This window comes from Lysobacter sp. 2RAF19 (genome assembly GCF_052115395.1).
Classification (GTDB): Bacteria; Pseudomonadota; Gammaproteobacteria; order Xanthomonadales; family Xanthomonadaceae; genus Noviluteimonas.
In genome coordinates, this window is record NZ_JBFRGO010000001.1 from 521,454 (window position 1) to 535,900 (window position 14,447).

A 14,447-nucleotide genomic window follows, 5' to 3' on the forward strand; every position below is an offset into this window, starting at 1 on the left:
TCAACGAGGGGCCCCGGGCACCCCGGACAGCAGAGCCGCGGGAAAAGGGGAAGGGTTTTCCCCCATCGCAGACCTGAATGCGCGAATCAACGACGTGGCGGCATCCAGTCGGCATGGCGGATGTAGGCCGGCGTGCGCTCGTCCTTGTAACGCTCGCACTTTTGCGCAAGCCAATCGAACCACTCGGCCCACGAGGGCTGCTGCTGGAGTTCGCGGGTGTGGATCAACCATGGCCCGAGCTTGCGCCACATCACCACGATGATGCCGCCCGCCAGTTCCACCACCAGGCGGAACGGCACGATGCGTTTGTAGACCAGCACGCCGAGGGTCTCGAACGTCGTGCAGACCAGCACGCCCGCGTATTCGGCTTCGAACCCGCCCTCGCGCAGGCGCTCGACCGACACGCCATCGGGCATCGCCATCAGGATGGTCAGGGCACGCGCGAGTTCGGCGCTGATGAAGGTACGCATGACTTCGGCGATGGCGGCGTCCTGGCGCTGTCGCTTGTATTCGAAGAACTGCACCAGCGCGAAGATCGTGCCGCCCACCACCGTCGCGGCGCCGACGGCCTGCGCGAGGTTGCCGATGTCCTGGAGGTTCATGGCATTCACGAACGCCGGAAACGCCCGCGGGCGGCAATCCCGCCAAGCTCATCGGTACGTCAACGCCAGGGATCGATGAGGTCGATTCCCAGGTCCACGAAATCCCGCGTGTTCCGCGTCACGAGCACCGCGCCGGCCGACAGGCACGTCGCCGCGATCATCGCGTCGGCCATCGCGACCGTGCGCCCGCGCAGGTCCTGCGAGGCGGCGATGGTTGCGTAGTCGACGGCCGCGACCTCATCGAAGGGAAGGATCGTGAAATCCTCTTCCAGCGTCTGCGCCACCGCGGCCTCGAGTTGCTTGCGCTTGCGCCCCGCCGGAAGGCGCGCGATGCCGTACAGCAACTCGGCGACGGTCACCGCCGTCACGGCCAGCGAATCCGGTGCTTGCGCATCGACCCAACGCAGCACGCGCTCGTCCGGGGTTGCGCGCATCAATTCGGAAACGACGTTCGTGTCGAGGGCGATCATGTCCGCAAGCGTGGCGCACGCGCGCGCTCGGTGCGCTTGGGTGTTTCCAGTTCGACGCCGCCCAACTTCGCGAATCGGGCATGAATCCGTTGACCCAACCCGCCGCGACTTGCCTGCCTGGTGGTCAGCGCACGCCGCAGGATGGCGCGGGCTTCTTCTTCCATCGAATGCCCGTTGGCCGCCGCCGACAGGCGCAGACGCGACTTCACGTCGTCGGGCAGGTTCCGAATGGTGAGTGTGCTCATCGTGGCAACCCCGCAGGCAATGATCGCAATGCCAGCAATGCTAGCACACCCTTTCGCCACCTCCCACGCAAGCGCTTGTCCGCTTGTGGCCGCCGCTTCCGTCTTGTTGCGGGAAGACGATCGGAAGGCAACGATGGGCACGATCCACACCCTCAACACGCGCAGGACCGCGGTCGATTCGCCGGTCACGGTGACGCCGCACGGGTTCTCCTGCGGCGCGTTGTTCGTCGCCTGGCAGACGGTGTGTGAGATCCGCGCATGGATGTGCGATCACGTCTGCGCCAACGAAGCCTATCTCGCGTTTTCCGTCGGCGAGCGTTGCATCGTCGTCGGTGAAACGCGCGCGGGATTCCAGGCACTCGAGGCGGCGATGCGGGCGGCCTTCCCCAACACGGCGAGGTGGCGCGATTGCGTCACGCTGGCACCAGGCGAGCGAAACGAAACGGTGCTGTTCCGCCGGATTCCCCTGCGCGGGGCGTGATGCTTCGCAGGAAATAGGCGCGCCAAGCGATTGAATCGATTGGCTATTGCCCGACTTTCTTGCCAATCCACTTGAAGTCGTTCGCGCGCATGCGCATTGCATTGGCCTGGTCGAGCGTGTCGCGCGACTGGAACTCGCGCATGGCCGCGGCGCTTTCGCCATCCAGCATGCGCGTCACGCCCTGGACCACGCCTTCGGTCACTGTCCGCGGCTTGAGCGGGACCACGAGGAACACGCGTGTCTTCCAGTCGAAGGCCCAGCACCCGTTCTGTACCTTGCCCGCGCGCTGGATGCGGGCGCCGCCGTGGAAACTCGCCTGGTTGCAGGAGGCCGGCATTTCGTCGGTGAGCCGGATCGACGCGCCGTCCTTGCCGGTGGCGGTGGCGATCACGGCCGCGTGCGCGGGCGATGCCAGCGCCACCAGCACAACGGCACACCATTTCCAGTTCGCGCGCACAGACTCGTCCATGAGGGCGAAGTATGCCCTCGGGACTGCGCCCGATGCAGCGCCTCCGGTAAGCTTGTGGGATGCTCAAGATCGACACCCACGCCCACTTCCTGCCGCGCGATTGGCCCGACCTGTCCGCCAAGTACGGCGACCTGCGCTTCCCGGTCATCCACCACGGCGACGACGGGCGGCACCGCATCTACAAGGACGGCAAGTTCTTCCGCGAGATCTGGCCCAAGACCTGGGATCCGAAGATCCGCCTGGACGACTACGCACGCTTCGGCGTGCAGGTGCAGGTGATCAGCACGGTGCCGGTGATGTTCAGTTACTGGGCCAAGCCGCACCACGCGCTCGAGTTGCACCAGGCCCTCAACGACCACACCGCCGAAGCCTGCCGCGCGTATCCGAAGCATTACGCCGGTATCGGCACGGTGCCGCTGCAATCGCCGTCGCTGGCCGTGCGCGAGCTCGAGCGCTGCATGGACCAGCTGGACCTGCAGGGCGTGCAGATCGGTTCGCACGTCAACGACTGGAACCTCGACGCCCCGGAGCTGTTCGAATTCTTCGAAGCGGCCAGCGAACTGGGCGCGGCGATCCTCGTGCATCCGTGGGACATGATGGGCGCCGAATCGATGCCCAAGTACTGGCTGCCGTGGCTGGTCGGCATGCCGGCCGAACAATCGCGCGCCGCCTGTTGCCTGGTGTTCGGCGGCGTGCTCGAACGCCTGCCCAACCTGCGCATCTGCATGGCGCACGGCGGCGGCAGCTTCCCCTACACGATCGGCCGCATCGAACACGGGTTCAACATGCGGCCCGACCTGGTGGCCACCGACAACTTCCGCAATCCGCGCGAATATCTGGCGCGCATGTACTTCGATTCGTGGGTCGCCGATCCGCGTGCGCTGCAATACCTGATCGATACCTGCGGCGCCGAACGCATCATGCTCGGCACCGACTACCCCTTCCCGCTCGGCGAGCAGGAACCGGGCGCCGGCATCGCCGCGCTCGACCTGACGCCCACCGAGCAGGCCCGCCTTTACCACGGCACCGCGCTGGAATGGCTGGGGCTGCACGCCTCGCGTTTCCAGATCGCCTGACGCATTCCACATGACAGACGCCCTGTTCGACGTTGACCGCATCGCCGCGCTCGACGCCGCCGACCCGCTGCGCGAATTCCGCAACGACTTCCACATCCCCGTCCACGACGGCGCACCGCAAGCCTATTTCTGCGGCAACTCGCTCGGCCTGCAGCCCAGGGGCGCGCGCGCGATGGTCGAGGAAGTGCTCGACAAGTGGGCGAACGAAGCGGTCGAAGGCCACTTCCTCGAGCCCGCGCCCTGGATGCCCTACCACGGCTTGGTGCGCGATGCGCTCGCGGGCGTGGTCGGTGCCGAGCCCGTCGAAGTCGTCGCGATGAACACGCTGACGGCCAACCTGCACCTGATGTTGGTGAGCTTCTATCGCCCGACGCGCGAGCGGCCGGCGATCCTGATGGAAGCCGGCGCCTTTCCGTCGGATCGACATGCACTGGAGTCGCAGGTGCGCTTCCACGGCTTCGATCCGGCGACCGACCTGATCGAACTCCAACCCGATGAAGCCGACGGCACGTTCTCGATGGCCGCCATCGAACGCGCGATCTCACAACACGGCCCGCGCCTGGCGGCGGTCGTCTGGCCCGGCGTGCAATACCGCACCGGGCAAGCCTTCGACCTGAAGGAAATCGCGCGCCTGGGCCACGCCGCCGGTGCGATCGTCGGTTTCGATCTCGCGCATGCCGTCGGCAACCTGCCGGTCGCCTTGCACGACAGCGATGCCGACTTCGCCGTGTGGTGCCACTACAAGTACATGAATTCCGGCCCCGGCGCGGTCGCCGGCTGCTTCGTGCATGCGCGCCATGCGAACACCACGCGCCCGCGTTTCGCCGGTTGGTGGGGGCACGACCAGGCTTCGCGCTTCCGCATGGACGGCCGCTTCGTGCCGACGCCGGGCGCCGATGGCTGGCAGTTGAGCAACCCGCCGATCCTGGGCCTGGCACCCTTGCGCGCATCGCTGGATGTGTTCGCGCGCGCGGGCATGGACCGGCTGCGCGCGCGTTCGCTCGAATTGACCGGTTATCTCGAAGCGCTGATCCGCGCGCGCTTGTCCGACACTTTGCAGATCGTCACCCCGCGCGAAAGCGAGCGCCGTGGCGCGCAGTTGTCGCTTCGCGTGCTGCAGGGCCGCGGGATGTCGGGGCGTGCGGCAGGGCGCGACCTCTTCGAATTCCTCGCCACGCGGGGCGTGGTCGGCGATTGGCGCGAGCCGGATGTCATCCGCATCTCGCCTGCACCGCTGTACAACACGCGCGCAGACATCCTGCGCTTCGCGACGGAAGTGGCGCGTTGGCGCGAACGCTGACGCGCGCTCAGTGGCGGACCATCACGAACAACCCGGGCGTGGACGGCACGTGGTAGCCGGCTTCGACGTCGTACAGGCCGTCCGGCCCGCGCGCGATGAGGCCGAAGGAGCACACCGCGCCCCCGCAACGCTTTTCGATGGCCATGGTGAAAAGGCACTTGTCCGGCTGCCCCTGGATTTCCACCATCGCGAAGATGCCGAAGGCCAGGCACGCGGACTGCACGCGCTTGCAGGTGGCCGCGATGCCGTCGATCGTGGCTTCGTCCTCGTCCAGGGAGACGACGTGGGCCAGGTCGCCATCCAGTTTCACGCACAGGCCGAATACCTCGAACCGGTTTTCGGACAACTTTTCCGCGGCCATCCCGAGCATCGTGCGCGTGAGGTCGAGCATCTGGTCTTCGGTGGCGACATGCATGGGAGATCTCCCGCTTTACGACGCCCGCAGTCTGCAACGCACCCCCGCGTGAGGTGCATCTGGAAAGTGCGGCGCCGGACGGCGATGGCGGGCGCGCGGACACACTGGCACCATTGGGCACCATGAATCGCCACCTCACCATCGTCGGCGCGGGCCTCGCCGGCGGCCTGCTCGCCACCCTGCTCGCACAACGCGGCTGGTCGGTCGACGTGTTCGAACGTCGCGGCGATCCGCGCCTGAAGGGCTACGCGGGCGGACGCTCGATCAACCTGGCACTCGCCGAACGCGGCCTGCATGCACTGCGCGCCGCGGGCGCCGATGGTGCGGTGCTCGACAAGGCGGTCATGATGCGTGGGCGCATGGTGCATTCGGCCGACGGTGGCCAGCAGTTGTTGCGCTACGGCAAGGACGACTCGGAAGTCATCTGGTCGGTGAGCCGCGGCGAACTCAACATCACCTTGCTCGACGCCGCGCAGCGCGCGGGCGCGCGCCTGCATTTCGACCAGCGCCTGGACGCGGTGGACTTCGACGCGCTGCGTGCGAGCTTCGTCGACGACAACACCGGGCAACGCACCGAACACACGTTTACCGCGTTGCTCGGCGCCGATGGCGCAGGGTCGGCGCTGCGCGCGGCGATGCAAAAGCGCGAAAGCCTCGGCGAGCGCATCGAATCGCTCGGCCACGGCTACAAGGAACTCGAGATTCCGCCCGCACCCGACGGCGACTTCCGCATCGAAGCCAATGCCCTGCACATCTGGCCGCGCGGCCATTACATGTGCATCGCGTTGCCGAACGACGAGCGCACCTTCACCGTCACCCTGTTCCTGCCGCTGGAAGGCGATCCGAGTTTCCGGACCGTCCTTACCGGCGCCGATGCGCGCGCCTTCTTCGAGCGCGACTTCGCCGATGCGGTGCCCCTGATCCCGGATCTGGAAAGTGCGTTCGAGCACAACCCGATCGGCCAATTGTCGACCTTGTACCTGGATCGCTGGCACCTGGATGGCCGCGCGGTGCTGCTCGGCGATGCGGCCCACGCGATGGTGCCCTTCCACGGGCAAGGCATGAATTGCGCGTTCGAAGATTGCGTCGCGCTCGCCGATCATCTGGAAAACACGCCGGATCTCGCGCAGGCCTTCGCCGCATTCGAAGCGCAGCGCCTGCCAGACGCCCGCGCGATCCAGGCCATGGCGCTGGAGAATTACCTGGAGATGCGCGCGCGCGTGGACGAGCAGGATTTCCTCCTGCAGCGCGACCTGGAACGGGAACTCGCGCAACGCCACCCGACGCGCTTCGTTCCGCGCTACGCGATGGTGACCTTCCGTCGCCTGCCTTATGCCGTCGCCTTCGAACGCGGCCGCATCCAGCGCGCGTTGCTCGTGGAAGCGACGAAGGGCCACGCTTCGCTCGACGGCATCGACCGCGCCTGGCTCGATGCGCAAGTCGAGCATCGCCTCCCCCCCCTGCCGGTCGAAGGCTGAGGGCGCGTGGCGGGCAGCTTCCTGTTCTACGACCTGGAAACCTTCGGCGGCGATCCGCGCCGCACGCGCATCGCGCAGTTCGCGGCCTTGCGCACCGACGCCGACCTCAACGCGATCGAACCGCCGGTCAGCCTGTTCGTCCAACCGGCCGACGACCTGCTGCCCTCGCCCGCCGCGACGCTGATCACCGGGATCACGCCGCAACGCGCGCTGGCCGAAGGCATGAACGAGCCCGCTGCCTTCGCGCGCATCTTCGAGGAGATGGCGCGGCCGGAGACCTGCACGCTCGGCTACAACTCCCTGCGCTTCGACGACGAGTTCGTGCGCTGCGGGTTCTTCCGCAACTTCTACGATCCCTACGAACGCGAATGGCGCAACGGTAATTCACGTTGGGATCTGCTGGATGTTCTTCGCATGGCCTATGCGTTGCGGCCAGAAGGCATTGCGTGGCCTTTGCGCGACGACGGTGGCGCTTCGTTTCGCCTGGAGCATCTGGCCGTTGCCAACGACGTGCGCGAAGGCGAAGCGCATGAAGCGCTGTCCGACGTTCTCGCGTTGGTCGCGCTGGCGCGCAAGCTCAAGCAAGCCCAGCCAAGACTGTGGGACTACGCGCTGCGCCTGCGCGACAAGCGTTACGTCGCGCAGCTCGTCGATCCGGTCCGCATGCAACCGGTGCTGCACGTCTCGCAACGTTTCCCCGCCGCGCGCATGAGCAGCGCGCCGGTCGTGCCCGTCGCGCGGCATCCGCAGATCGACAGCCGCGTCATCGTCTTCGACCTGGACCAGGACCCCGAAGCGCTGCTGACGCTGTCGCCCGAAGATATCGCCGATCACCTGTACACGCCGTCGGCCGACCTGCCCGAAGGCGCGGTACGCGTCGCGTTGAAGGAAATCCACGTCAACCGTTGTCCGATCGTCGTGCAATGGGAACATCTGCGCGAGGCCGACTTCGCGCGCCTGTCGATCGACCGCGCGAAGAGCGAGGCGCGCGCGCAACAGTTGCGCGATGCGGGCCCGGAACTCGCGGAGAAAGTGCGGCGCGTGTATTCGACGACGCGTGCGCGCGAGGCACGCGGCGACGTGGATGGGTCGATCTACGACGGCTTCCTCGGCGACGGCGACAAGCGCAAGTTCGCCACCGTGCGCTCGCTGCCGCCCAATGCGCTGGCTTCGCACGCGTTCGACTTCAAGGATGCGCGGCTGGATGAATTGCTGTTCCGCTACCGTGCGCGCAATTACCCCGAGACCCTGGACGCGGCCGATCGCGCGCGCTGGGACGACTACCGTCGCGCGCGCCTGACCCGCGACGCGGGCCTGTCCGAATACAGCTTCGACAGCTTCTTCGCCGAGATCGCCGCGTTTCGCGCCGCGCATGCGGGGCACGGGGCGAAACTCGCCCTCCTCGACGCCCTGGAGGACTGGGGGCGGCAGCGCGCCGCCGAACTGTCATGAGCACCTATTTCACCGAAGCCAGTTTCAAGTTCCTGCGCGGGCTCGCGCGGCACAACGAACGCGCGTGGTTCCTCGCGCACAAGGCCGAATACGACACGCACGTGCGCGCGCCGTTCCAACGGTTGCTGCACGACCTGGAGCCGGTCGTCGCCGAACTCAGCGCGCAGTATCGCGTCGACCCCAGGCCGGTCGGCGGTTCGCTGTATCGCATCCAGCGGGACACGCGTTTCGCGAACGACAAGACGCCGTACAAGACCTGGCAAGGCGCGCGGCTGATGCATGCGCGCGGGCGGCAGGTCGAAGCGCCCTTGTTCTACTTCCACCTGCAACCGGGGCGCTGTTTCGTCGGCGCGGGCGTCTGGCATTCGCCGACGCCGGTGCAACGCCAGATCCGCCAGTTCATCGTCGACAACCCCTCGGGCTGGAAAGCCGCCGCGCATGGCACGGCCTTCCGCAAGCGCTTCGACCTGGACGACAGCGAAATGCTGGTGCGCACGCCGAAGGGGTTTCCCGAGGACTTTCCGTATCTCGACGACCTGCGCCGCCGCAACTTCGTCGCCGAACGCGGGATCGACGATGCGACGATGCTCGGGCCGCGCCTGCGGCAGACGCTGGCCACGGATCTCGCCGCGCTGGGCCCGTTCGTCGACTATCTTTGTGCTGCGCTCGACCTGGAGTATTGAGGCATGAAGAAGTGGATCGCGCTCGCGCTCGCCGCCATCGTCCTGGTGCTCGCGTGGGTCGCCGCCGGGCCGTACATGACGATCCGCGCGATCCAGCACGCCGTGCAGGCCGAAGACGCAGGTGAACTCGCCGAACAGGTCGACTTCCCCGCGGTGCGCGCCAGCCTCAAGGCGCAGATGGTCGACGAGATGATCCGCCAGGCCGGGCCCGACGTGCAGACCAATCCCTTCGGCGCGATCGCGCTGACGATGGCCACCGGTGTGGTGAACGGGCTGGTCGACGGGATGGTCAACCCCGGCGGGCTCAGTGGCGTGATGCAGGGCCGGCGCCTGTGGAACAACTCGAAGGAAAGTTTCGAGCGTCCGCCGCTCGATGCGCAGGGCGACCCCTTGCCGGCGACGCCGCCGTCCAAGCCGCTCGACAACGCGACCATGCGTTACGAATCGGCATCGCGCTTCACCGCGACGATCCGCGACGAACAAGGCAAGCCCGTCGTCTTCGTCCTCAAGCGCGACGGCTTGCGCTGGCGCCTGGCGGACATCCGGCTACCGCTCGGGCAAACCCCTCAGAAATAGAACCGCACCGCGAGTTGCGCCTGCACGTCGATCTGGCGCGGATCCAGTCCTTCCAACTGACGTTGGTTGCGTGCACTGTCGATGCGCAGCACCTCGCCGATGAGGCGGATGCGGTCGCTCGGGCGCCAGTTGAGCGCGGCCGTGATCCCGTTGCCATGTTCGCCGAGGAAGGCCGGCGTGCCGTTCATCGCCTGCGCGGCCTGGAACAGATCCACGCGCAGCGCGGATTCCCATGCGCCGAACGCACGCGTGGCGAGCACGTAGCCGGCGTTGAAATCGGTGTCGAACACCATCGAAGGATCTGGCGCGATGCGCGTGGTGCCCGTCATCAACTGGCCGACGAACAACCATTGTCCGATGCGCTGTTGCGCACCGGCCGCCAAGAACCGCGTGTGCCACCCGTACACCTCGCGCGCACCGTAATCGGTCTCCAGGCTCGGGTCGGTGCGATTGTCGTAGTACAGCACGCGCGCGCGGTCTTCCCCGGCTTCGCGATCGACCGCGACGTAAAAGCCGAGGCGATTGTCGATCTCGGTGAAGGGTTTGAAACGCATCGGGACCGACGTGTACACCATGTCGGCGTAGACATCGGGTTGGCGCACGCTCGCATCCAGGCCCGAGGTGAGGTCGCCCATCGCCCAGCCGCGCGAAGCGAGGAGTTCGCCGGCCGGATCGTTGCGACCGAACAAGGCCGCGCGTGCGCTCCACGTCGCTTCCTCGCCGCGATGTTCGAGCCGCAACTCGCTGCCGAACACGCGCAATTCCTCGCCGACCCACGTGTCGATCGCCGAAGGCGTGATCGTCCACGGGCTCGTCCAACCCACGCCGTCGTTCTCCATCGAGATCGGCGCGAAGAACATGCCGGCGGCGGCGGAGAAGCGCCAGGGCGAGGTCGAAACCGGCCGCCAACGCACCCAGGCATCGAGCAGGTCGGTGTCGGGTTTCAGGTCGGGGACATATTGGCCGGACGCCGACAGGAGGAATGCATCGCTCGCCTGCCAACTCACGTTGAGCGCGGCGTTGCCACCCAGCGCATCGTCGCCGTCGCCGAAACGCGTCTTGCCCAGGCCGCCGTCGCGCCACGCGCGTTCGTCGGGCGTCGTGGTCGCGCGCGCTTCGACGAAGCCGCGCACTTCCACGGCCTGCGCCTGCGCGATGAACCCCCAGGTGGCGATGGCGAGCAGTGCCGCGCGCTTCACGCCTCGACTCCGGTTCGCGAGGACACCAACGCAAGGAAGGCTTGCGCCGACAAGGGGCGCCCCACCTGGTAACCCTGCGCGTGATCGCAGTGCATCTCGCGCAGCATCTCGATCGTCCGCGCATCCTCGACGCCTTCGGCCGTCACGCGATAGCCCAGGTCGTGCCCGAGGTCGACGATGGACCGCACGATCGCGCGGTCCTCGCGCGATTCGGACAGATGCGCGATGAACGTGCGATCGATCTTGAGTTCGCGCACGGGCAAGCGCCGCAGGTACGCGAACGAGGATTGGCCGACGCCGAAATCGTCGATGGCCAGCGCGATCCCCTGCTCCGCCAGGCGCCGCAAGACGGCGATGGCGGTCTCCGGTTTGCCCATGATGGCGCTCTCGGTGATTTCGAGGATGACGCGCGAGGGCGAAACACCATGCGCGGCGAGCAGGCCGGCCACGCGGCGCGGCAGGTCGACGTCGTCAAGATCGCGCGCCGACACGTTGAGCGCGATGCGCAGGTCCTCGCCCGCCGCCTGCCAGCGGCCCGCCTCTTCGATGCCCGCACCGAGCACCCAGCGCGTAAGGCGGCGGATGTTGCCGGTTTCTTCGGCGAGCGCGATGAACGCGTCGGGCGCGAGCGGGCCGGCGACCGGATGCCGCCAGCGCAGCAGGCCTTCTGCGCCGTCGATGCGGCCCGTCGGCAAGTGCAGCTTGGGCTGATAGACCAGTTCCAGTTCGCCGTGCGCGCCCGGCGCACCTTCGAGCACCTTGCGCAGGTCGCTCATGAGCGAAAGGCGTTCGGGGCGATGCGGATCCGTCGACGGGTCGTAGACCGCGACCGGTTCTTCCGTGCCCATCGCGCCAAGCAAGGCGACTTCGGCGCGACGCAGCAAGGTGCTCGCCTCACCGCCGTGCATGGGGGAAAGCGCAATGCCGACCGCGGGCGAGAGATCGAGCGTGAACTCCGCTTCGCGATACGGCTCGGACAGCGCTTCGACGAAACGCAGGGCGGCGTTGACCGCCTGGCTGCGCGTGGCCGACGGGAGGAAGACCGAGAATTCATCGTCGGTCGCGCGTGCGACCAGGCCATCGCCCGCGATCGGCGCGATGCGCTGCGCCGCGTCGGCCATCAGGCGATCGCTGACGACGTGGCCCATCGTGTTGATGATGTCCGGCAGGCGCGCCATGCCGATCATGAGCAGGGCCGCGCGCGCCGACGGATGGGCTTCCAGTGCGCCGCCGATCGCCGTCTCGGCGGCCATGCGGTTGGGCAGGCCGGTGACGAGGTCATGACCGGCCTGGTGGCGGATGCGGGCTTCGCGTTCGCGCAGGGTCTGCACCATGTGCGAGAACGCGCCGGCCAGTTGCCCCAGTTCGTCGCGCCGCGTCGCATGTGCGGGCGGCAGGAAAGCGGCGTCGCCGTCGGCGATGCGTCGCGCGGCATCGGCCAGTGCCTCCACCGGGCGCGAGACGCTGCGCGCGATCAGGAAGGCCACCATCAGGCCGACGAGCAGGCCGAGTCCGAGCAGCACCGCCCAGGCCGAACCGACCGAACGATACGGTTCCAGCGCGGCATCGACCGAATAGCCCAGGACCGCGACCACCGGCGCGCTGCGCTTGGAGTGCGACAGGGACACGGCCTGCGCGACGTAGTCGCGCCCGTCGACGTCGATCAACACCGGGCGCGTGGCGAGCGCCGGGACTTGCGCCGCGAGCGCCGGCGTCACGTCCACATTCGCGTCGCCGCCCGCCTGGGCGAGGATGCGCCAGCGTGTATCGGCGCCGCGCGTTGCCAGTTCGATGCGCTTGGGAAGCGCCGACTGGCGTTGCAGGCGTTCGAGCAAGTGGTTGTCGACGGGAATGGCCGCGGCGATGAAACCGACCAGGTCGGGCGCCGAGACCGGCACGACGACGACCCAATACGCGCGTCCATCCCACGCCGCGATCGCCGAGGCGGGCGCTTCGAGCGCGTGCTCGGTCAGGTCGGAGAACGGAAACGCGGCGCCCGGCGCGAACTTGCCTTCGGTGTCGGCTTCCACGCGCCCTTCGACGTCGACCAGCAACATCCGCGTCGCCCCCACGCGCTTGCCGTGGTTGCGCAACGCGGAGACGACCGTGGCGTGGTCGCGCTGCGCGATCGCCGAGCGCAATGCGAAATCCAGCGCGAGCACCTGCACGCTGGCCGCGACGCGATTGGAGAGTTCGTCCAGCTGGCCGGCGAATGCGCGCGAGGCGACATCCAGTTGCCGCTGCCCTTCCCCGATCAACTCCGCGCGCGTCACGCGGTAGACGAACACCGCGGTGAAACCCTGCACCAGCACCAGCGCGGCGACGAAGAACGAGGCGAGGCGGACGCGGAAGTTCATGGCGTCAGTAATGCGTGTGCTCGCGATCGAACTGGCGCCGCGAATCGGGCCGCAGCGTCAACGGGAAGGCGACGTTCCTGGATTCCTGCGCGGCGAGCACGATCGATTGCTGGCGCAGGTCGGGCCGGCCGGCCGGCAGGCGCGGTTGCCAGACGCGGACTTCGAAGGGCCCGGCCGGCAATCCCTCGAAGGACACGCGCCCGGTGGCATCGGTGCGCGCGGCGTACGGCGCATCGGTGATGTAGAGGTAACTGATCATGCCGTCGTGGATGTTGCAGCCCACCGCGACCACGCCGGTCTTGTCGAGCACCAGCGGCGCCGAACGCCCGTTGGCATCGACGACCATTTCGAATTGCTTGGCCGGCGAGAACGAATAGACGTGGTGCCGCGTGCCGTCGCTGTTGCGGAACACCAGGCTGTCGCCGGGGTGGAAGACCTCGACGTACGGCAGGAAGGTCAGGTTCTTCTGGTCGACGATGTGCGCGACAGGCGCTACCCGCGGCCCGGCGCCGAGCACGGTGACCACCGCATCGGCCACGGGCTTGCCTCCGCGATCGGTGACCTCCACCGACAGCGTCGCGGCCCGCGTCCAGGACGAGAGCACCAGCAAACCCAGGCATAGAAACCCGCACGCCCCTGACCGCATGTCGTCCCCCCGGTCGACATTCCCCATCGGCGCAGCCTAGCCGACCCTCACGCCCCCAGTGTGAACGAAAAAGGCGGCCGGTTCAGCCCGCCTTCGCCGGCTCGTTGGAGACCCCGTGCGGCACGTGCCCGGCGGCCACGTGCCGCCGCGCCGAGTCGATGTTGTGCAGCGAGTCGTCGAAGAAGATGTCCGCGCCGAAGGTCTCCAGGAACGGCCCCTTCGCCCGGCCGCCGAGGAACAGGGCCTCGTCGAGGCGGACGTCCCATTCGCGCAGGGTGCGGATCACGCGCTCGTGTGCCGGCGCGCTGCGGGCGGTGACCAGCGCGGTGCGGATCGGCGCCGCATCGCCGGCGGGGAACGCCGCCTGCAACCGATGCAGGGCGTCGAGGAAGCCGCGGAACGGGCCGCCCGACAGGGGCTCGTGCGCATTGGTGGTTTCGTGATCGTGGAAGGCGGCCAGGCCCTGCTCCTGCGACACGCGCTCGGATTCATCGCCGAAGATCACCGCGTCGCCGTCGAAGGCGATGCGCAGTTGCCCGTGCGTCTGCGTGGCCGCCTTCGCCGGGAGGATCGTGGCGGCGGCGACACCGTGTTCGAGGGCGCGCCGCACGCTTTCGGGATTCGCCGACAGGAACAGGTGCGCACCGAAGGGCCGGATGTAGGGCCACGTCGGCGCGCCGGAAGTGAAGGTCGCGCGCGAGATGTCGAGCCCGTGGTGGTGGATCGAGTTGAAGATCCGCAGTCCGGTATCGGAGGAATTGCGCGAGAGCAGGATCACTTCGACGCGCGGCGCATCGGCGCCTTCGTTCAAGGCGAGCAGCTTGCGCACCAGCGGGAACGCGATGCCCGGCGCGAGCGGTGCGTCTTCGTTCTCGCGTTGATGGGCCTGGTAGGCGGCGATGCCTTCGCGTTCCCACAATTGATGGCTGTGTTCGAGGTCGAACAGGGCACGCGAGGTGATCGCGACGGTCAGCGGCGGATGCAGCGTGTCGCTCATC

General features: G+C 67.8%; 16 protein-coding genes. 7 read left to right on the forward strand and 9 right to left on the reverse strand.

The genetic code is table 11. The features are described 5' to 3' along the window. Positions 1-86 precede the first annotated feature (86 nt). From AB4059_RS02630 to AB4059_RS02640, 3 genes are read right to left on the reverse strand one after another with little or no spacing between them, the layout of a single operon-like run. Entirely contained in the window at positions 87-602 is a 516-nt protein-coding gene (locus AB4059_RS02630) for a DUF4760 domain-containing protein (RefSeq protein ID WP_498976346.1), read from the reverse strand. A 59-nt stretch (positions 603-661) separates the two neighbouring features. Beyond that, positions 662-1,072 (reverse strand): type II toxin-antitoxin system VapC family toxin, encoded by a 411-nt coding sequence (locus AB4059_RS02635; protein ID WP_498976348.1) that lies wholly within the window; start codon positions 1,070-1,072, stop codon positions 662-664. Continuing rightward, complete coding sequence (locus AB4059_RS02640; protein WP_498976350.1) at positions 1,069-1,458, reverse strand: FitA-like ribbon-helix-helix domain-containing protein; 390 nt, start codon at positions 1,456-1,458, stop codon at positions 1,069-1,071. Before AB4059_RS02640 ends, AB4059_RS02635 begins: the two co-directional genes overlap by 4 nt. On the opposite strand from AB4059_RS02640, the gene AB4059_RS02645 reads away from it, so the two are divergent. After that, positions 1,451-1,798, forward strand: coding sequence for a hypothetical protein (locus tag AB4059_RS02645; RefSeq protein ID WP_498976352.1), 348 nt, complete (start codon positions 1,451-1,453; stop codon positions 1,796-1,798). The genes AB4059_RS02640 and AB4059_RS02645 overlap by 8 nt on opposite strands. Positions 1,799-1,841: 43 nt before the next feature. Here the strand turns inward: AB4059_RS02645 and AB4059_RS02650 are convergent, their stop codons facing one another. Further along, positions 1,842-2,267 (reverse strand): hypothetical protein, encoded by a 426-nt coding sequence (locus AB4059_RS02650; RefSeq protein ID WP_498976354.1) that lies wholly within the window; start codon positions 2,265-2,267, stop codon positions 1,842-1,844. A gap of 59 nt (positions 2,268-2,326) precedes the next feature. Here AB4059_RS02650 and AB4059_RS02655 point away from each other — a divergent pair, with 59 nt between their 5' ends. Together AB4059_RS02655 and kynU are read left to right on the forward strand one after the other, a co-directional pair. Further along, positions 2,327-3,343 (forward strand): amidohydrolase family protein, encoded by a 1,017-nt coding sequence (locus tag AB4059_RS02655; protein ID WP_498976356.1) that lies wholly within the window; start codon positions 2,327-2,329, stop codon positions 3,341-3,343. 10 nt (positions 3,344-3,353) lie between these two features. Then, positions 3,354-4,643, forward strand: a complete 1,290-nt coding sequence (kynU, locus tag AB4059_RS02660) for a kynureninase (protein WP_498976358.1) — start codon at positions 3,354-3,356, stop codon at positions 4,641-4,643. Between the two features lie 7 nt (positions 4,644-4,650). On the opposite strand, the gene AB4059_RS02665 is transcribed toward kynU, so the two are convergent. Beyond that, the gene (locus tag AB4059_RS02665; protein WP_498976360.1) at positions 4,651-5,058 is read right to left on the reverse strand and encodes a hypothetical protein; all 408 of its coding nucleotides are present in this window, start codon (positions 5,056-5,058) and stop codon (positions 4,651-4,653) included. A gap of 122 nt (positions 5,059-5,180) precedes the next feature. Here AB4059_RS02665 and AB4059_RS02670 point away from each other — a divergent pair, with 122 nt between their 5' ends. The 4 genes from AB4059_RS02670 to AB4059_RS02685 are packed head-to-tail and all read left to right on the forward strand — an operon-like array spanning position 5,181 to position 9,247. Beyond that, positions 5,181-6,536 (forward strand): FAD-dependent oxidoreductase, encoded by a 1,356-nt coding sequence (locus AB4059_RS02670; protein ID WP_498976362.1) that lies wholly within the window; start codon positions 5,181-5,183, stop codon positions 6,534-6,536. 6 nt (positions 6,537-6,542) lie between these two features. Then, the gene (gene sbcB / locus AB4059_RS02675; protein WP_498976364.1) at positions 6,543-7,988 is read left to right on the forward strand and encodes an exodeoxyribonuclease I; all 1,446 of its coding nucleotides are present in this window, start codon (positions 6,543-6,545) and stop codon (positions 7,986-7,988) included. Further along, entirely contained in the window at positions 7,985-8,671 is a 687-nt protein-coding gene (locus AB4059_RS02680) for a DUF2461 domain-containing protein (protein WP_498976366.1), read from the forward strand. Before sbcB ends, AB4059_RS02680 begins: the two co-directional genes overlap by 4 nt. Positions 8,672-8,674: 3 nt before the next feature. Then, a complete protein-coding gene (locus AB4059_RS02685) occupies positions 8,675-9,247 on the forward strand; it encodes a DUF2939 domain-containing protein (protein ID WP_498976368.1) in 573 nt (190 codons plus the stop codon). On the opposite strand, the gene AB4059_RS02690 is transcribed toward AB4059_RS02685, so the two are convergent. The 4 genes from AB4059_RS02690 to AB4059_RS02705 form a co-directional block, all read right to left on the reverse strand. Then, entirely contained in the window at positions 9,238-10,446 is a 1,209-nt protein-coding gene (locus AB4059_RS02690) for a porin (RefSeq protein WP_498976370.1), read from the reverse strand. The genes AB4059_RS02685 and AB4059_RS02690 overlap by 10 nt on opposite strands. Then, positions 10,443-12,803, reverse strand: coding sequence for a putative bifunctional diguanylate cyclase/phosphodiesterase (locus tag AB4059_RS02695; protein WP_498976372.1), 2,361 nt, complete (start codon positions 12,801-12,803; stop codon positions 10,443-10,445). The genes AB4059_RS02690 and AB4059_RS02695 overlap by 4 nt, the downstream gene beginning before the upstream one ends. Positions 12,804-12,807: 4 nt before the next feature. Further along, positions 12,808-13,407: a carboxypeptidase regulatory-like domain-containing protein gene (locus tag AB4059_RS02700; RefSeq protein WP_498976374.1), complete on the reverse strand. Its 600-nt coding sequence runs from the start codon at positions 13,405-13,407 to the stop codon at positions 12,808-12,810. Positions 13,408-13,531: 124 nt separating this feature from the next. After that, positions 13,532-14,446: a 5'-nucleotidase gene (locus AB4059_RS02705; protein WP_498976376.1), complete on the reverse strand. Its 915-nt coding sequence runs from the start codon at positions 14,444-14,446 to the stop codon at positions 13,532-13,534. Position 14,447 lies beyond the last annotated feature (1 nt).

Coding starts and splice junctions, on each gene's coding strand:
- AB4059_RS02630 (WP_498976346.1), bottom strand. CDS start 602: ATGAACCTCCAGGACATCGGCAACCTCGCGCAGGCCGTCGGCGCCGCG.
- AB4059_RS02635 (WP_498976348.1), bottom strand. CDS start 1,072: ATGATCGCCCTCGACACGAACGTCGTTTCCGAATTGATGCGCGCAACC.
- AB4059_RS02645 (WP_498976352.1), top strand. CDS start 1,451: ATGGGCACGATCCACACCCTCAACACGCGCAGGACCGCGGTCGATTCG.
- AB4059_RS02650 (WP_498976354.1), bottom strand. CDS start 2,267: ATGGACGAGTCTGTGCGCGCGAACTGGAAATGGTGTGCCGTTGTGCTG.
- AB4059_RS02655 (WP_498976356.1), top strand. CDS start 2,327: ATGCTCAAGATCGACACCCACGCCCACTTCCTGCCGCGCGATTGGCCC.
- kynU (WP_498976358.1), top strand. CDS start 3,354: ATGACAGACGCCCTGTTCGACGTTGACCGCATCGCCGCGCTCGACGCC.
- AB4059_RS02665 (WP_498976360.1), bottom strand. CDS start 5,058: ATGCATGTCGCCACCGAAGACCAGATGCTCGACCTCACGCGCACGATG.
- AB4059_RS02670 (WP_498976362.1), top strand. CDS start 5,181: ATGAATCGCCACCTCACCATCGTCGGCGCGGGCCTCGCCGGCGGCCTG.
- AB4059_RS02680 (WP_498976366.1), top strand. CDS start 7,985: ATGAGCACCTATTTCACCGAAGCCAGTTTCAAGTTCCTGCGCGGGCTC.
- AB4059_RS02685 (WP_498976368.1), top strand. CDS start 8,675: ATGAAGAAGTGGATCGCGCTCGCGCTCGCCGCCATCGTCCTGGTGCTC.
- AB4059_RS02695 (WP_498976372.1), bottom strand. CDS start 12,803: ATGAACTTCCGCGTCCGCCTCGCCTCGTTCTTCGTCGCCGCGCTGGTG.
- AB4059_RS02705 (WP_498976376.1), bottom strand. CDS start 14,446: ATGAGCGACACGCTGCATCCGCCGCTGACCGTCGCGATCACCTCGCGT.